This window comes from Rouxiella sp. S1S-2, from assembly GCF_009208105.1.
Lineage (GTDB): Bacteria > Pseudomonadota > Gammaproteobacteria > Enterobacterales > Enterobacteriaceae > Rouxiella.
Genome location: NZ_WFKL01000002.1, coordinates 113,595 through 128,112, shown reverse-complemented (window position 1 = coordinate 128,112; position 14,518 = coordinate 113,595). Strand labels below are relative to the sequence as shown.

Sequence of the window (14,518 nt, the reverse complement as noted above, 5' to 3'; positions counted from 1 at the left end):
AACAAATTAGATGTGATAGCCGCCGGCGACTTCGATTGACTGGGCGTTAAGCCAACCATTTTCATCGGAAATTAGGCTCGCGATCACCCGCCCGACATCATCAGGTTCACCCACGCGCCCGAGGGCAGTTTGTGAAGCCAGCAAAGCCTCGAACTCATCATTCAATCCACCGCCCAGTCGAGTACGGATCGCCCCCGGAGATACGGAGTTTGCACGAATGTGGCGCGGCGCGAACTCTTTGGCCATATAGCGGGTCAGCACTTCAAGTCCGCCTTTGAATGCGGCATAAGGGGCCACACCGGCCGTCGCCACGCGCGTCGTCGCGCTGGTGATATTGATGATCTGCCCGCTATCAGCCAGCAGCGGCAGCAGGGACTGCGTCAAAAAGAAAGGTCCTTTAAGATGTACGTTGAACAAGCTATCGAATTCACGTTCTGTCACGCTGACTATCGGGCTAAACAGCCCAAACCCGGCGTTATTGACCAGGGCGTCGAAGCTGGCACGATCCCAGACTTTAGCCAGTAACGCCTCCAGCGTTTCACGAAACGCTGGAAACGACTCGATGCACGCCACATCAAGTCTGATCGAAACCGCCTTACCGCCGTTAGCTTCGACTTGCCTGACGATATCGTTAGCCGCGTCGGGCTGATGGAGATAAGTAATAACCACCCCCATGCCACGTGCCGCACATTGCAAGGCCGCGCTCGCACCTATACCGCTGCTACCGCCGGTGATTAAAACAATTTTCATGAGGCACTCTCTTTCTTGATTTTCGGTGTGATAAGCGTAAAGAAAAGGTGACGACAAGGCTTCTCCATTGCTACTCGATTCTTGCCTGTTTCTGCTTTATGCTCACTAAATCTTAACAACCGGGAGGGGTAATGACGGTACAACGTCAGTTGGATGAACTTCGGAAACTGGCGGCACATGCCAGCAATTGGCGAACTGAAACAGGCATACCCCGTGTTGCCATGGTGCAGGGAAACATTCCCGCCCATGCCCTGGCAGCCGTATATGAACCGATGGTCAATCTGATCCTCACGGGAAGTAAATCGATGACGGTGGGAGAGCGTGTATTCCATTACGATCCGGCCTCATATTTCGTGATGTCGGTAGATTTACCCGCCATAGGCGCGGTTCACCCCAGTTCGGCAGGGGCGCCTTACCTCGCCATCAGTCTGACGCTGGAACCGCAGCGCATTGCAGCCTTGTTGCACGATCTGCCGCCTGCGGCAGCACTATGTCGCCCAGAGGGCGGTTTCTCAGTTGCCGCCGTGACGTCAGAACTTCTGGATGCCTGGGTCAGAATGCTTCGGTTAATGAAAACCCCTGAGGATATTGCCGCTCTGGCTCCCAGTTATGAACGCGAAATTCTCTATCACGTTCTAAAAGGACCACACGGGTGGATGTTGAGAGACATCGCTTCGCCCGGTACGATGATGGCCCGAATTGGCGATGCCATACGTTGGTTAAGGCACAACTTCGCTGAGGATTTTGTTGTGGAATCTCTGGCCGAGCGAGAGGCGATGAGCGTCTCGGCTTTTCATCGTCATTTTAAATCAGTCACTGCCATGAGCCCGCTGCAGTATCAAAAACGCGTCAGATTGCTGCATGCCCGCACCCTGTTGTTGGGCCGACAGCAGAGCGTAACATTTGTGGCACAAGAGGTTGGCTACCGCAGCGTTCCGCAGTTTAACCGGGACTATTTCCGCGCTTTTGGCCTACCGCCCCTTAAGGATATGGCGCAGTTGCGAAAAGCCATAAATGGGTGAAAGAGACGTGCTTTGACCGCACCACGGATGTTTAAGGAATCAAAAGACGCTTACAGACTTACCCATGTTGGAACGAGTAATTCTAGCTTCATGGGGAGATATAACGGGAGTCGTTGCTCGTGTTTTTAAGGGTGATACCTTCGATATCCTAAAGATCGATAATGAGCGGTTCACACCCTCAACGACTAAATGAAGTGCAACTTCATTAGGCAAATTCTGGCGAATACTATGATTCGCCGTGTAACGCTGAACAATTCGCAGGGTGGGAGTCTAAAAAGGTAGCTGAATACATAACCAATTGATTCAAATAACTAAGATTTAGGTTAGTCATTCGCCGTTAGACGTAAAACGTAGCAAATCTTGCAACGAGTCTAAATTAGGACTAAATTTAAACCTCGTCACAAAGCGAGATTTACTATGAAACATGAAACAATCAGTTATGTGAAAAAAAATGCGGCCACGCTCGACCTGGCCGAGCCAATCTTGGTCACGCAAAATGGCATCCCCGCCTATGTCATAGAATCTTATGAGGCGCAACAGGAGCGCGAGAATGCTATCGCTCTGCTTAAGCTGCTAACACTTTCAGAGAAAGATAAATTGGACGGTAAGGTCTATTCCAAAAACCAGCTTTTAGCAGGCCTCTAATATGCCTGTTGTGATTGAATACACGCATACGGTAAAGATTTGTATTGAGGACATCGCCCACTATTTGCGGCGTATCAATGTTGAACCCAAGACAGTGGTCACTGAAATTCTCGGGGATTTTGAAACACGCGTAACGGATTTCCCTCTTGGTTGTCAAATTTGCCCCGAGTTACTTAAAATTGGCTGTGCTAAATATCGGGAATGTAACACCCGTGAAGGTTACAGAATATTGTATTCTGTCGAAGGGAATACAATAACTGCTCATGCTATCTTGTCGCATAGTCAGGATATTCAGCAGCTATTATTCAAGCGCCTGATCAGTACATAATAATAATGGGCCAACGCATCAAGCGCTTCCTGAACGTTCAAATTACCCTTGCATCAATAAATAGCGGAAGTGAGGGAGCTAAAACTACGGGTAATGAGATGAGCGCCCCCTGTGAAGGCGGTAGCAATTAATGAGTCAGAATGGATAATCCATACAGGTACTTAAAACTACAACGGGTTTGCAAGAGCGCTGGTGAGAAGTCATATTGCATTATGCCTTTAGCCATTCTTTTTTGGTGAGAGAAAAAAGCAGACTTGGAGCGGCATTTTCGACATCATGAATTTCCCTAATGAACCGGAGACCTGATTTTTTGAGGACATTTTGTGAAGCCTGATGATCTGCTCTGACAGTTGCTGATATTTCCTGGAGATCGAGATTATTGAAGCCATGTTCCACTGAAAACCGGGCAAACTCTGTTGCATATCCCTTTCCCCAGGCTTCTGTTGCCAACCGATAGCCCAGATTATTCACAACTACTTCTCCAAAGTTTCGAATGCTGATGCCACCAAAACCTATTACCCTTGCAGGAGCATCCTTTTCAGTTATTGCCCAGCAACCAAATTCATGCTGACTCCAGTGCTGTACCCATCTCATCAGAACATTTTTAGCGTGACCGATGTCAGGATAAGGTCCTGCTGGATTGAAGGTATTAGTCGCTGGATCGCCGTAAATCCGGAATAAATCTTCGAGATCTTGTTCTCTTACCGGGCACAGATGCAGACGTTCAGTTCTCAGTTCCACAGGACATTCCTCAATAATGGCAATAGCACGGTTATATAATTAATTCCTAAGCTTGCAAGAGGAATTTTCACATTTTACCACATAGTAATAAATGATGAAAAGCTTCTATATGAATCCCGCACAATCGTTCAATCCACTTTTAGAGATCCTCCTGCAAACTGATGTGGACGTTTAACAGGCTATGTTAGTCGCTATTTTTGGGTCTTCTTCATTAATAAATCAATCAGTGCCTTGACTCGTTTTGCTTTGCCTGTGCTTACATTCACTTTAAAAAATCGTAATATCGTCTGGCATCTCATTGCGAGGGCTTATTATTATAACAAAACTCGGGCGGCATCATTAAGAGCCAGAATGGCTTGGGAAATAAGCGGGTAAACTTAGGCACTTCTACCCGCTTAGAAGCGTTGTTTACTCCTTTTTCTGGCTCTGCATATCTATCATAGCGAATTCCATTCTGAGTTTTCTCCATGATACTCTGAGCGGACTCCTTAATGCGACAGAGCTCTCCCGCTGGCTGCCGAAAATATCGTCGAGGGTTAAAAAATTTCACTCGCAAAAAGAAGTTTCTCCATTAATAGAACAATGTACTTATATACCTATCCTTATAACTCCAATAGAATAATTCAAAATATTAAATATGTTAAGAGTAATAAATGAAATTTCGACTATCTGTTGGCGCCACTCTTATTATAGGGGCTTTTTCTGCAAATCTGGCGACGGCTGCTTCTGGTGTTATTGATTATTGGGCTGTAGAGGGTATTGAATACAGTTCAATTATTGTAAAATTAAAAAAAGAGAAGGTATCGCAAAGAAGTGTTTTAAACCAGTCTGTTATACAATCAAACAAACTGATGCTTGAAAGTGGTGCTATCGATGTTTCTCCACTTTATAATACTGAAGATAAACGTTCAAAAAATCAAAGCGTGACGGATGCACTGGATGACAAATATGGGTTCGATCTTTATTATAAAATTGATTTACCGGCAAGTAAAACCCAAGACATTAACTATATCAATGCACTCCTTGCACAGATAGAAAAAGAAAAAAACATCGAAATAGCTTATCCCGACTCTAAAGTAGTTACTCGATATAATGTAATAAAGGGCGGTTCTGTTTATAACGTAACACCTAAGAAAAGTAGTGTTCCAGATTTCACCTCCCTACAATATTATCTCAGGGCTCCTGAGGACCGAGGAGTTGGTTATAAAATTGGTGGTATTAATTACGATTATGCTAAAGGTGTCTACGGTGGTGAAGGTGAAGGATTGACAGTTGTTTCTCAAGAAGGGGGGGCCTGGAACAATAAACATGTAGATCTGCATGATTATGCTTTTAAGGTTGTTAAAAACGGTACCGGTCCAGATATTAATTATCACGATACCTCTTCCGTGGGTATTATGGGTGGAAAAGATAATGGTTTCGGTATTACGGGGATTGCAAATAAATCCAAGTTTGGTTATTTGGACGGTAATTCATTACTTTATGATGTCCTCGATAAATTAGAAGCGGGGGATGTTGTACAAATTGGGCAGCAGACCAACATAGGTCCTATTGGCAATTGCGCGAGCAACTGTTTGGTACCTATAGAAGTAAAGGATCATTTTTTTGCTGATATCAAAGCAGCTACAGATAAAGGCATCCATGTTATTCAGGCGGCAGGAAATGGTAATGTGAATCTTGATGACCCCGCTTTTAAAGGTAAATTTGACCGAAAGATTAGGGATTCCGGCTCTATCATTGTGGGGGCGCTTTCGCCACAATCAGGCGGGAAAGCGGGTTTTAGTACCTATGGGTCAAGGGTTGATAGTGCCAGTTGGGGAGAGGATGTGGTGAGTACGACCCATGACGGCGGTAATTTATGGAATGAACCTGATGCCGAGTACACCAACGGTTTTAGAGGTACCTCTTCAGCTAATCCGATCGTTGCCGGAGCAGCAGCAAGTCTTTCCGGTGTAGCAAAAGCTAATGGCATCAAAATATCACCTAAAGCATTGCGTCAATTGTTAACCGAAACAGGTACTCAACTTATCAATGATGATTCTTCAAAAATCGGTACTCAACCCGATCTTAGAAAAGCTATCAATAAATTGCTTAAAGATTACGGTGAAGAGGAAGATATTGTTAATGCTACTCTACAAAATGGCAACGCAGAAGCGGGCAATCTTAATGGCTGGCGGCGGGTTCAAGGCCAGTTCCGGGTAATAAAAACACAGGATGGCATCAAACCTGCGTCAGGAAATTATTTCTTCACTGGGCATATTAATGATAGTGCCGCCGACCATGAATCTACCGATCAAATCAGTCAAAAAATTAAGCTCGATCAGGATCTGATTAGTTCAGGAAAAGCCTCGGCAACGCTAAGATTTAAGAGCAACGGCTGGGGTGATGGCGATTATGGCACAGTGAAACTTCTGGCGAGAGACAACAAAGGCAATGCGATTAAAACTGCCAGCATTGATACACCGGGCTTAGCAAAAAAATGGCTGGATAACAAGGTAAGCTTAACTTTACCTGCTAAAGCCAGTGTGTTAGAAATTCTGGTTCAGGCCATGAAGAAAGCCGGGAGTACTTCTGATGTTCATTTTGATGATTTTGAATTAACGCTTGGTGAGCGCGATATTCCCGTACCACCGAACAATCTTCTACCCGTCGCAAAAGCCAGTGCCTCGCCTGCCGAGCTCACCGGTGCTGGAACAGTGACCCTGTCCGGTGCAGGAAGCTATGACCCGGATAAAGATGCTTTGAGCTATCACTGGCAGCAGACTGCAGGCCCAGCGGCGATACTTAAAAATCCTGGTACCCTGACTGCCTCTGTGAGTCTGCAGGATGTGAAAAATCAAACCAGTTACCGCTTCAAACTGACGGTGACCGATACACACGGTGCGCAGAGCAGCCAGGAAACCACCATATTACAAAAGGTTAAGCCAACTGGCGGAGCGCCAGAGTGGAGCAGCACGAAAAAGTATACCGTCGCCTGTGAAAAAGTCTCCTGGCAAGGGAAAGAATGGCTCAATGGATGGTGGATACAGGGAACTGAACCGGGTTCAGATGGTCTCTCGGGAGTCTGGCGCCCTTTAGGGGCTAGCAACATGCACGATAAATGTAAGTAAACGACGAATGCCCAGTGAGTGTCTGGAATGTATTAAACAGCACATCACTGGGCTATCCAGAATGATTAATTCATGACAATGTCATCTTCAAATGGCTACGCTTCTGGGAGAATAAAGGCCGCACATCACGTCGCCTCCCCGATTACACCATTGTCCTCAGCTCATTGTGTCAGAGCCAGTGATATCAGTTCCGGCCCGTTAAGCGGGATACTTATAGAAGGATATCTGATTACGTGGAATGTCTAGCGAAGTGGAGTGGCCAACCCCAGAATGCTTCGGTGATTTTTTACAGATTTCTATCGTTATGACCTTCGTTTAACCAGAATTTTGCTGTTATAAAATACTCTCAGATAATTAGCTCGCATACAGTCCATGTGAATGTCCAAATCAGGGGATTAATGTTTTATGGTAAAAAAAACCTCACCGGAGCAACGTCGAGAACTGGGTGCCTTCCTCGTAAGCCGGCGCGCACGCCTGGACCCACAGGAGTTCGGTATGCTCAAAGGGGCGCGCCGAACCCCTGGGTTACGTCGTGAGGAGGTTGCTGTATTGGCTGGTGTCAGTGTGAGTTGGTATACCTGGCTTGAGCAGGGAAGAGAGATCAAACCCTCGGCAGACGCACTCCAACGCATAGCTAAAGTGCTTAAACTCAATCGCGTTGAATCCTCCCACCTTTTTGCCCTTTCACCGCGCGAGGAGCCTGTACCTCGTCAGCTTGATGATGGAGTAAGCGTCGGCCTGGAAAGCCTCGTTCGGGCTATCGACCCTATTCCTGCCTATGTGAGAAATGCCCGACTTGATATTCTCACCTGGAATGATGCCATCGCTGATTTATTTATCGATTACAGTTCGCTGCAACCTCATGAGCGTAATACGCTGCGCCTTCTGTTTCTTTATCGGCCTTACCGCACTCAGATCCTTGATTGGGAGCAGATGGCGCGTGGGATGATTTCCGTTTTTCGTGCGTCACGCGCCCATGCTCAGGACAAAAAGCCTTTCGACCAACTGATCGATGAGCTTTCCGAAAAAAGTTCTGAATTCAAGGAGTGGTGGCAGGATACAGGGGTTAAAGGCATGGGGGAGGGAAGCAAGCGCCTATTACATCCCACCTCCGGGCACATTGAATTTACCTACGTGGCTCTCACACCAGAGGGAAGACCCGACCTTTCCCTGGTGACGTATATTCCACGACACGTTGCCTATGACTCCCAGTAATAGGATAACAAGACGCCTTCCTGAGATGATTAAACCTGCCTAAACTGGATTTCATAGCAGCACACAACGTGCTTCTCACAAACCATTAGGGGCAATAACTATGTCATCTCAAACTCTTACATCAAATACTCCCGTCCTGAACGTTGCGGTATCTCGTGATCCTGCAACTGACCAGTTGCTTGAGACTTATGCATTCCAGAAGCCCGACGAAGTTGAAAGCTTGTTGTCAGAAAATAACGCAGCTTTTCGTCTGTGGCGTGCGACTCCAATGTCGGGACGCGTAGAAGCCTACCGTCGTTTGTCTGCCATTCTGCGTGAACGCTCAGAAAGTTTGGCGGCGGTCATCACAGCAGAAATGGGGAAAACCCTTGCCGCTGCGCGTGCAGAAGTTGAGAAGTGTGCAACCACCATTGACTGGATTGCCAGTAATGGTCCAGCCATCCTCGCCGATGAACCGGTAGCGACTGAAAATGACGACCAGGTGCACGTCTCTTATTTACCGATTGGCTCCATTTTGGCGGTCATGCCCTGGAATTTTCCTTTGTGGCAGGTTATTCGTGCCTCAGGACCCATTATGCTTTCAGGTAACGGTTTTATCCTCAAGCATGCGCCCAATGTTATGGGGTCGGCCTATGCCTTGCAGGACGCCTATGAGAGCGCGGGCTTCCCTAAAGGATTATTCGTTAATCTGTTAGCGGATAACGAAACCGTTGCAACCGTTATTGAAGATGACCGCGTTGCCGCAGTAACACTGACGGGAAGTATGCGGGCAGGTTCAGCAGTATCGGCGATTGCGGGTAAAGCTCTTAAAAAGACCCTATTAGAACTCGGTGGTTCAGACGCGTTCATCGTGCTGGCTGACGCAAATATTGATTTGGCCGTAAAAGCCGGCGTTGAAGCACGGTTCCAAAACGCAGGTCAGGTATGTCTTGCCGCTAAGCGATTTATTTTAGAAAAACCCATCGCCGAGGAGTTCACACAGAAGTTCATCGCTGCAGTAAAAAACCTGAAGGTTGGCGATCCGTTGGACCCACAAAATAGCGTAGGGCCTATGGCGAGAAAAGATTTGCGTGACGAATTACATAATCAAGTAGAACGCACCCTTGCAGCAGGCGCTACGCTCCTTCTTGGGGGTAAAAAAGTGGAAGGCCGAGGTAATTTCTATGAGCCAACCATTCTGGGAGAGGTCAGTCCGGGGATGGCTGCATTCGATGAGGAAACATTCGGACCCGTTGCCGCTATCACCCTCGCAGATAATATTGAACATGCTATTGAGCTGGCGAACACCAGTGATTACGGCTTGGGTGGCAACCTGTGGACTGCTGATATCTCTCGTGCCCAGCGCATTGCACGCCGGTTAGAAACGGGTGGCGTATTTATCAACGGATTTTCAGCCACTAACGCCCGTATCCCGGTTGGCGGTGTGAAGAAGAGTGGTTATGGCCGCGAACTTTCGCATTTTGGCTTACGTGAGTTCACCAATGCCCAGGCAGTATGGGCAAAAAAAGTTGATTAAGTAGAAAAAGTAGAAAAGTTTATAAAATAACTATAGACGACTGGTCTATTCGATGATAGTTTAGATTCATGGTTACAGCAGTCGAGCGGTGTAGCAAAGCTTTCCACTCTGATTGCATAACACAACACGATACATGAGTCAGACAGAACGTATTAATAAATCCCCTTGCGGGGAATACAGCATACTGAAGTACGCATTACCAATATACGACCGGTCTATTTTTTTAAGTAATAAATATACGACCGGTCTAATAAATTATTTTACCCCTATCGCAGGAGAATTACGATGAAGATACTTATGGTTTTAACCTCACACGACAAACTGGGTGATACCGGCCGTCAAACAGGTTTCTGGCTTGAAGAGCTCGCCGCCCCTTACTACGTATTTAAAGATGCTGGTGCAGAAATTACGCTGGTCTCCCCTAAGGGCGGTAACCCACCTTTAGACCCAAAAAGTAATGAACCCAACTTCCAGACTGAACAGACCCACCGCTTCGAGGCCGATGCAGACGCCATCGCGCAACTTGCCTCGACCCTTCGCCTTGATAGCGTTTCACAAGACGATTATGACGCCGTCTTTTATCCAGGCGGTCATGGTCCTCTCTGGGATCTGGCAGAGGATAAAAACTCAATCGACTTGATTGAGTCATTCCTGGCAGCGAATAAACACGTTGCGCTTGTCTGTCATGCTCCAGGCGTGTTGCGCCACGTTAAAACACCGGCAGGTAAGCCGTTGGTTGAAGGTCGTCAGGTTACCGGCTTTACCAACAGCGAAGAGGAAGCGGTGGGCCTGACCCATATCGTTCCTTTCCTGGTTGAAGACGAGCTGATTGCGAAAGGCGGGATTTATTCAAAAGGCGCGGACTGGAGTTCCTATGTGGTTACTGACGGCCTGCTGATCACTGGGCAAAACCCAACATCCTCGACCGAAGCGGCAGAAGAACTGATTAAACAGCTTAAAAATAATTAATAACCGTGACTGACGTAAGGGGCGTCATAAGACGTCCCACAATAATCTGAACGCTCGACTTTCTGCCTGTGAGGCAGAGTTGCGCGGTGTCGGGACATTATTCAAAAATAACCGTTGAGAGAAATTAATCATGTTTAAAAAATCATTTACTACACTGGCCTTGAGCCTGGTTCTGTCAGTTTATGCTCAGTCTTCAATGGCAGAGCCAGTAAAAAATATTGTTCTGGTGCACGGTGCGTTTGTCGATGGCTCCGGCTGGAACCCGGTGGCTCGCATCCTGGATAAGGCCGGTTATAAAGTGTCGATTGTTCAAGAACCGCAAACCTCTCTTGCCGATGATGCAGCAGCGACTCGACGTATTTTGGCATTACAAAAGGGTAAATCGCTGTTAGTCGGTCACAGCTACGGTGGGATGATTATCAGCGATGCGGGTAATGACCCTTCCGTTGCAGGCCTGGTTTATATCGCAGCATTTCAGCCGGAACAAGGGGAGTCATTACTGAGCCTGGCCAAGAAATATCCGCCTGCTGCCACCTCAATTACACAAACGGCCGACCATTTCCTTTACATCAAGCCGGAAAATTTCCACGCTGATTTTGCAGCAGATTTGCCAGTCAAAGAGACAAACCTGTTGGCGCGCTCTCAGGTTATGCCCGCAGAGGCAGCCTTCACCGCTCCGGCCGGCGTCCCTGCCTGGAAAACGAAACCAAGCTGGGCAGTCGTCGCCACGCAGGATCGTGCTATCAATCCTGAACTCGAGCGCTTCATGGCGAAACGCGCACACAGCACCGTCACGGAGCTGAAGGGCAACCATGCCATTTACGCCTCACAGCCAGAGAAAATTGCGGCCGTGATTGAAAAAGCGGCGCAGAGTTTGTCTCAGTAACCTTCCCGCGGGGTCTGCCGCGCTTGAGATGACGACGCTGTTTATAGCGATATTTACGTAAAATAATTTCATTAAATCAAACACTCTCCCCAGTGGGCGTGTTCAATAGAAAAGAGAATTAACACATGAAAACTATTCAGGTAAAAGACGGCTCAAAAATTGCCTATAAAGACTTTGGAAAAGGACAAACCATTATTTTCTCCCACGGCTGGCCACTATCAAGCGATGCGTGGGATGCCCAAATGTTGTTCTTCGGGCAGCAGGGGTTCCGTGTCATCGCCCACGATCGCCGCAGTCATGGCCACTCGAGCCAGACGTGGGACGGCAACGATATGGATACTTACGCGGAAGATTTGTCATCGCTCATTGAGCAGTTAGATCTCAAAGACGTTGTTCTGGTTGGGCATTCGACCGGTGGCGGTGAAGTCGCACGCTATATCGGTACCTACGGTTCAGCCCGCGTCAGCAAAGCCGTACTTATCGGCGCAGTACCGCCAGTAATGCTGCAAAGTGAGAAAAACCCCGGCGGTCTGCCTATGGAAGTGTTTGATGGCATCCGTGCTGCGGTCGAAAAAGACCGTTCTCAGTTCTATAAGGATTTGACCACGCCGTTTTTCAATTACAACCGCTCTTCGGAGACACCTTCTGAGGGAGTGAGGGAAAGTTTCTGGCTTCAGGGCATGCAGGGTGGGATCAAAGGTCAATATGACTGTATCAAACAGTTCTCTGAGGTTGATTTCACCGATGACCTTAAGAAAATCGATGTGCCGACGCTGATTATGCATGGCGATGACGACCAGATAGTGCCATTGGATGACTCCGCCGTTTTGTCCGCGCAACTGGTCAAAGACGCACAGCTCAAGGTCTATGCAGGATTTGGTCACGGGATGACGATCACCCAAGCCGCGACGATTAATGAAGACCTGCTGCGATTCATTGAAGAATAATACGTTAAGGGACATACAAGGTCCCCATTTATACCCGTCTTTCCAGGCATTGAATGAATTTTTAAAATGAATTCAGTGCCTAAAATTAGACCCACTCGCCCACGCTTAACGTGTGCTTAAAAATAATTTAATTAGGATATAATCATGAAAAACATCACTAAAGCCTTTGCCGTAATCGTACTCACTGCGGCTTCTTTTGCCACTTTTGCCGCGACCGAAGTCAACGCTGTACCTGTGAAGGGGCAAAGTATTGGCGTGATCAACGCTTCCGCTGTTGGAAGCAATTTGAGCGACCTGCAGGACAAACTGGCGGCGAAAGCGAATGAACATGGCGCAACGTCTTACCGTATTATTTCAGCCGGTGGCGATAACTATCTGTACGGTACTGCTGAGATCTACAAATAAGCTTTAGCAAAACGAAAAAGCTTTTAACTTACCTATAGACGACTGGTCTAGTTATTGGTAAATTAAACATATGAATACTACAACTCAACTACATAACAATGAAGTCCGCGATCACATTCTTGCGACGGGCCAGCGCATCATGGCTGGAAAGGGATTTTCTGCCGTCGGTTTGAATGAAATACTCAAGGACGCAGGCGTCCCGAAGGGGTCTTTTTACCATTATTTTGACTCCAAAGAAGCTTTTGGTGTTGATTTGCTGGCGCGCTATTTTGATGATTATCTGGCTGAACTCGATGCAACGCTTAGCCAGCCAGGTCTTAATATGTCGCAGCGGCTGATGAATTACTGGCAGATTTGGAAGGAATCGCAGTCCTTCTCCGAATGTCAGGGCAAGTGCCTTGCCGTTAAGCTTGGCGCTGAAGTTGCTGACCTTTCGGAAAATATGCGCTTAACGCTGGAAGCCGGTACCTCAGGAATAATATCACGGCTGGCGGAGGCGTTAGAATCTGGCGTCGCGGAAGGTTCTCTTTCCATTGACGATAAGCCGGGCAAAGTGGCAGAAAGTCTCTATCAACTTTGGGTAGGTGCTAGCGTGATGGTCAAAATTGTTCGAAACACCGGACCCTTTGATTCAGCACTGAGCATGACGCAGACGATTATTCATATCACCCCCTGACAGGGGGGATATGGCGTACTGATAGGCAGATTTGTAAATAATTTATATACGACCGGTCCACTTTTACTCACTCAATATACGACCGGTCTAATAATTTAATGTAATTAAGGAGGAGGGCAGAGTTTGCATTTGCCATCCCTCTCTTTCACCCTTTATGGAAAAACATTATGAAGAGTAAAGCCCTGTTCGAACCGACAAATCTTGGCCCTTATATCCTTAAGAATCGATTTGTCTTCCCTCCTCTTACACGTCAAAGAGCGGCGCAGCCAGGCAATGTGCCCACCGAACTGATGGCCGAGTATTACCGTCAACGCGCTGGGGCGGGATTCATGATCACTGAAGGTACACAAATCGAACCTCGTGGTCAGGGGTATGCATGGACACCCGGTATTTACAGCCAGGAACAGATCGAGGGCTGGAAAAAAGTCACTCAAGCAGTACATGCCGAAGAGGGAATTATTTTTGCTCAACTCTGGCATGTAGGGAGGGTGTCTCATTCAGCACTACAGCCCGATGAGGGCGCACCAATAGCACCGTCGGCCATTCAGGCTGAACAAGCCAAGGCTTTTATTGAAACTGGACCAGGAACGGGAACGTTGGTTGCCCCCTCCCAGCCCCGAGAACTGGCGCTCTCAGAGATTAAACACCTAGTGGGCCTGTATGCTCAGGCGGCGAAAAATGCCATCAATGCCGGTTTTGACGGTGTCGAGATCCATGCCGCCAATGGCTATCTGGTCAATCAGTTTATCTCCGAACACGCGAACCAACGAAAAGATGAATACGGCGGTTCACTCGATAATCGTCTGCGATTCCTGCGTGAAATCGTACAGGCGATCGGTGATGCCATCGGGCCTGAACGTTTAGGGGTACGTTTCACGCCTTTGTTCACCAGTACAGATGAAGACCGCGTCTACATTGGTCTGGTTGAAAAGGACCCTCACCAAACATACGTCGAAGCCGTAAAAATTCTTGAAAACGCCGGTGTTGCCTATGTGTCTATTGCCGAAGCCGACTGGGAGAATGCTCCTGACCTACCGGAAGCGTTTCGTCGCGAAATTCGCACCCTATTCAGTGGACGCATTATCTATGCCGGCAGATACACGGCAGAGCGCGGCGCTCGATTGGTAAAAGATAACCTGGCTGATTTGATTGCATTTGGTCGACCTTTTATCGCCAATCCTGACCTGCCAGAACGCATTGCGAATAACTGGCCACTCAACGACCTTAATGCCGCCAAACTTTATGGAGGAGCAGAAGAGGGCTTTACTGATTATCCGGTTTACAACGCGCTACATTCAGAAAAATAAG

General features: G+C 47.5%; 14 protein-coding genes. 12 read left to right on the top strand and 2 right to left on the bottom strand.

The window, feature by feature from the left end:
* Positions 1 to 6 precede the first annotated feature (6 nt).
* Positions 7 to 750 (bottom strand): SDR family NAD(P)-dependent oxidoreductase, encoded by a 744-nt coding sequence (locus tag GA565_RS24330; protein WP_152201919.1) that lies wholly within the window; start codon positions 748 to 750, stop codon positions 7 to 9.
* A 131-nt stretch (positions 751 to 881) separates the two neighbouring features.
* Here GA565_RS24330 and GA565_RS24325 point away from each other — a divergent pair, with 131 nt between their 5' ends.
* The 3 genes from GA565_RS24325 to GA565_RS24315 all read left to right on the top strand — a co-directional run bounded on the left by GA565_RS24325 (position 882) and on the right by GA565_RS24315 (position 2,745).
* Positions 882 to 1,772, top strand: a complete 891-nt coding sequence (locus GA565_RS24325; RefSeq protein ID WP_152201917.1) for an AraC family transcriptional regulator — start codon at positions 882 to 884, stop codon at positions 1,770 to 1,772.
* Between the two features lie 417 nt (positions 1,773 to 2,189).
* On the top strand, positions 2,190 to 2,417 hold the full coding sequence (locus GA565_RS24320; RefSeq protein ID WP_152201916.1) for a type II toxin-antitoxin system Phd/YefM family antitoxin: 228 nt from the start codon (positions 2,190 to 2,192) through the stop codon (positions 2,415 to 2,417).
* Between the two features lies 1 nt (position 2,418).
* Positions 2,419 to 2,745, top strand: a complete 327-nt coding sequence (locus GA565_RS24315) for a type II toxin-antitoxin system RelE/ParE family toxin (protein WP_152201914.1) — start codon at positions 2,419 to 2,421, stop codon at positions 2,743 to 2,745.
* 210 nt (positions 2,746 to 2,955) lie between these two features.
* Here GA565_RS24315 and GA565_RS24310 read toward each other — a convergent pair whose 3' ends face one another.
* Complete coding sequence (locus GA565_RS24310) at positions 2,956 to 3,486, bottom strand: GNAT family N-acetyltransferase (protein WP_152201913.1); 531 nt, start codon at positions 3,484 to 3,486, stop codon at positions 2,956 to 2,958.
* Positions 3,487 to 4,139: 653 nt separating this feature from the next.
* Between GA565_RS24310 and GA565_RS24305 the strand changes: the two genes are divergently transcribed.
* From GA565_RS24305 to GA565_RS24265, 9 genes are all read left to right on the top strand, one after another.
* Positions 4,140 to 6,596, top strand: coding sequence for a S8 family serine peptidase (locus GA565_RS24305; protein ID WP_152201911.1), 2,457 nt, complete (start codon positions 4,140 to 4,142; stop codon positions 6,594 to 6,596).
* 405 nt (positions 6,597 to 7,001) lie between these two features.
* Positions 7,002 to 7,811 carry a helix-turn-helix transcriptional regulator gene (locus GA565_RS24300; RefSeq protein ID WP_152201909.1) on the top strand — a complete coding sequence of 270 codons (810 nt, stop codon included), beginning with the start codon at positions 7,002 to 7,004 and terminating at the stop codon, positions 7,809 to 7,811.
* Positions 7,812 to 7,911: 100 nt separating this feature from the next.
* Positions 7,912 to 9,327 carry an NAD-dependent succinate-semialdehyde dehydrogenase gene (locus GA565_RS24295; protein ID WP_152201908.1) on the top strand — a complete coding sequence of 472 codons (1,416 nt, stop codon included), beginning with the start codon at positions 7,912 to 7,914 and terminating at the stop codon, positions 9,325 to 9,327.
* 285 nt (positions 9,328 to 9,612) lie between these two features.
* A complete protein-coding gene (locus GA565_RS24290; RefSeq protein WP_055778346.1) occupies positions 9,613 to 10,296 on the top strand; it encodes a type 1 glutamine amidotransferase domain-containing protein in 684 nt (227 codons plus the stop codon).
* A gap of 130 nt (positions 10,297 to 10,426) precedes the next feature.
* Complete coding sequence (locus GA565_RS24285; protein WP_152201906.1) at positions 10,427 to 11,182, top strand: alpha/beta fold hydrolase; 756 nt, start codon at positions 10,427 to 10,429, stop codon at positions 11,180 to 11,182.
* Positions 11,183 to 11,307: 125 nt separating this feature from the next.
* Entirely contained in the window at positions 11,308 to 12,129 is an 822-nt protein-coding gene (locus GA565_RS24280; protein WP_152201904.1) for an alpha/beta fold hydrolase, read from the top strand.
* A 144-nt stretch (positions 12,130 to 12,273) separates the two neighbouring features.
* Positions 12,274 to 12,534, top strand: a complete 261-nt coding sequence (locus tag GA565_RS24275; RefSeq protein WP_152201902.1) for a DUF1471 domain-containing protein — start codon at positions 12,274 to 12,276, stop codon at positions 12,532 to 12,534.
* A gap of 70 nt (positions 12,535 to 12,604) precedes the next feature.
* Positions 12,605 to 13,210, top strand: coding sequence for a TetR/AcrR family transcriptional regulator (locus GA565_RS24270; protein WP_152201901.1), 606 nt, complete (start codon positions 12,605 to 12,607; stop codon positions 13,208 to 13,210).
* A gap of 167 nt (positions 13,211 to 13,377) precedes the next feature.
* Positions 13,378 to 14,517 (top strand): alkene reductase, encoded by a 1,140-nt coding sequence (locus tag GA565_RS24265; RefSeq protein WP_152201899.1) that lies wholly within the window; start codon positions 13,378 to 13,380, stop codon positions 14,515 to 14,517.
* The last annotated feature ends 1 nt before the right edge of the window (position 14,518 follow it).

Bases quoted from the DNA above. Each gene is read 5' to 3' on its own strand.
- GA565_RS24325 (WP_152201917.1), top strand. From the start codon at position 882: ATGACGGTACAACGTCAGTTGGATGAACTTCGGAAACTGGCGGCACAT.
- GA565_RS24290 (WP_055778346.1), top strand. From the start codon at position 9,613: ATGAAGATACTTATGGTTTTAACCTCACACGACAAACTGGGTGATACC.
- GA565_RS24265 (WP_152201899.1), top strand. From the start codon at position 13,378: ATGAAGAGTAAAGCCCTGTTCGAACCGACAAATCTTGGCCCTTATATC.
- GA565_RS24285 (WP_152201906.1), top strand. From the start codon at position 10,427: ATGTTTAAAAAATCATTTACTACACTGGCCTTGAGCCTGGTTCTGTCA.
- GA565_RS24315 (WP_152201914.1), top strand. From the start codon at position 2,419: ATGCCTGTTGTGATTGAATACACGCATACGGTAAAGATTTGTATTGAG.
- GA565_RS24280 (WP_152201904.1), top strand. From the start codon at position 11,308: ATGAAAACTATTCAGGTAAAAGACGGCTCAAAAATTGCCTATAAAGAC.
- GA565_RS24305 (WP_152201911.1), top strand. From the start codon at position 4,140: ATGAAATTTCGACTATCTGTTGGCGCCACTCTTATTATAGGGGCTTTT.
- GA565_RS24295 (WP_152201908.1), top strand. From the start codon at position 7,912: ATGTCATCTCAAACTCTTACATCAAATACTCCCGTCCTGAACGTTGCG.
- GA565_RS24275 (WP_152201902.1), top strand. From the start codon at position 12,274: ATGAAAAACATCACTAAAGCCTTTGCCGTAATCGTACTCACTGCGGCT.
- GA565_RS24330 (WP_152201919.1), bottom strand. From the start codon at position 750: ATGAAAATTGTTTTAATCACCGGCGGTAGCAGCGGTATAGGTGCGAGC.
- GA565_RS24320 (WP_152201916.1), top strand. From the start codon at position 2,190: ATGAAACATGAAACAATCAGTTATGTGAAAAAAAATGCGGCCACGCTC.
- GA565_RS24270 (WP_152201901.1), top strand. From the start codon at position 12,605: ATGAATACTACAACTCAACTACATAACAATGAAGTCCGCGATCACATT.
- GA565_RS24300 (WP_152201909.1), top strand. From the start codon at position 7,002: ATGGTAAAAAAAACCTCACCGGAGCAACGTCGAGAACTGGGTGCCTTC.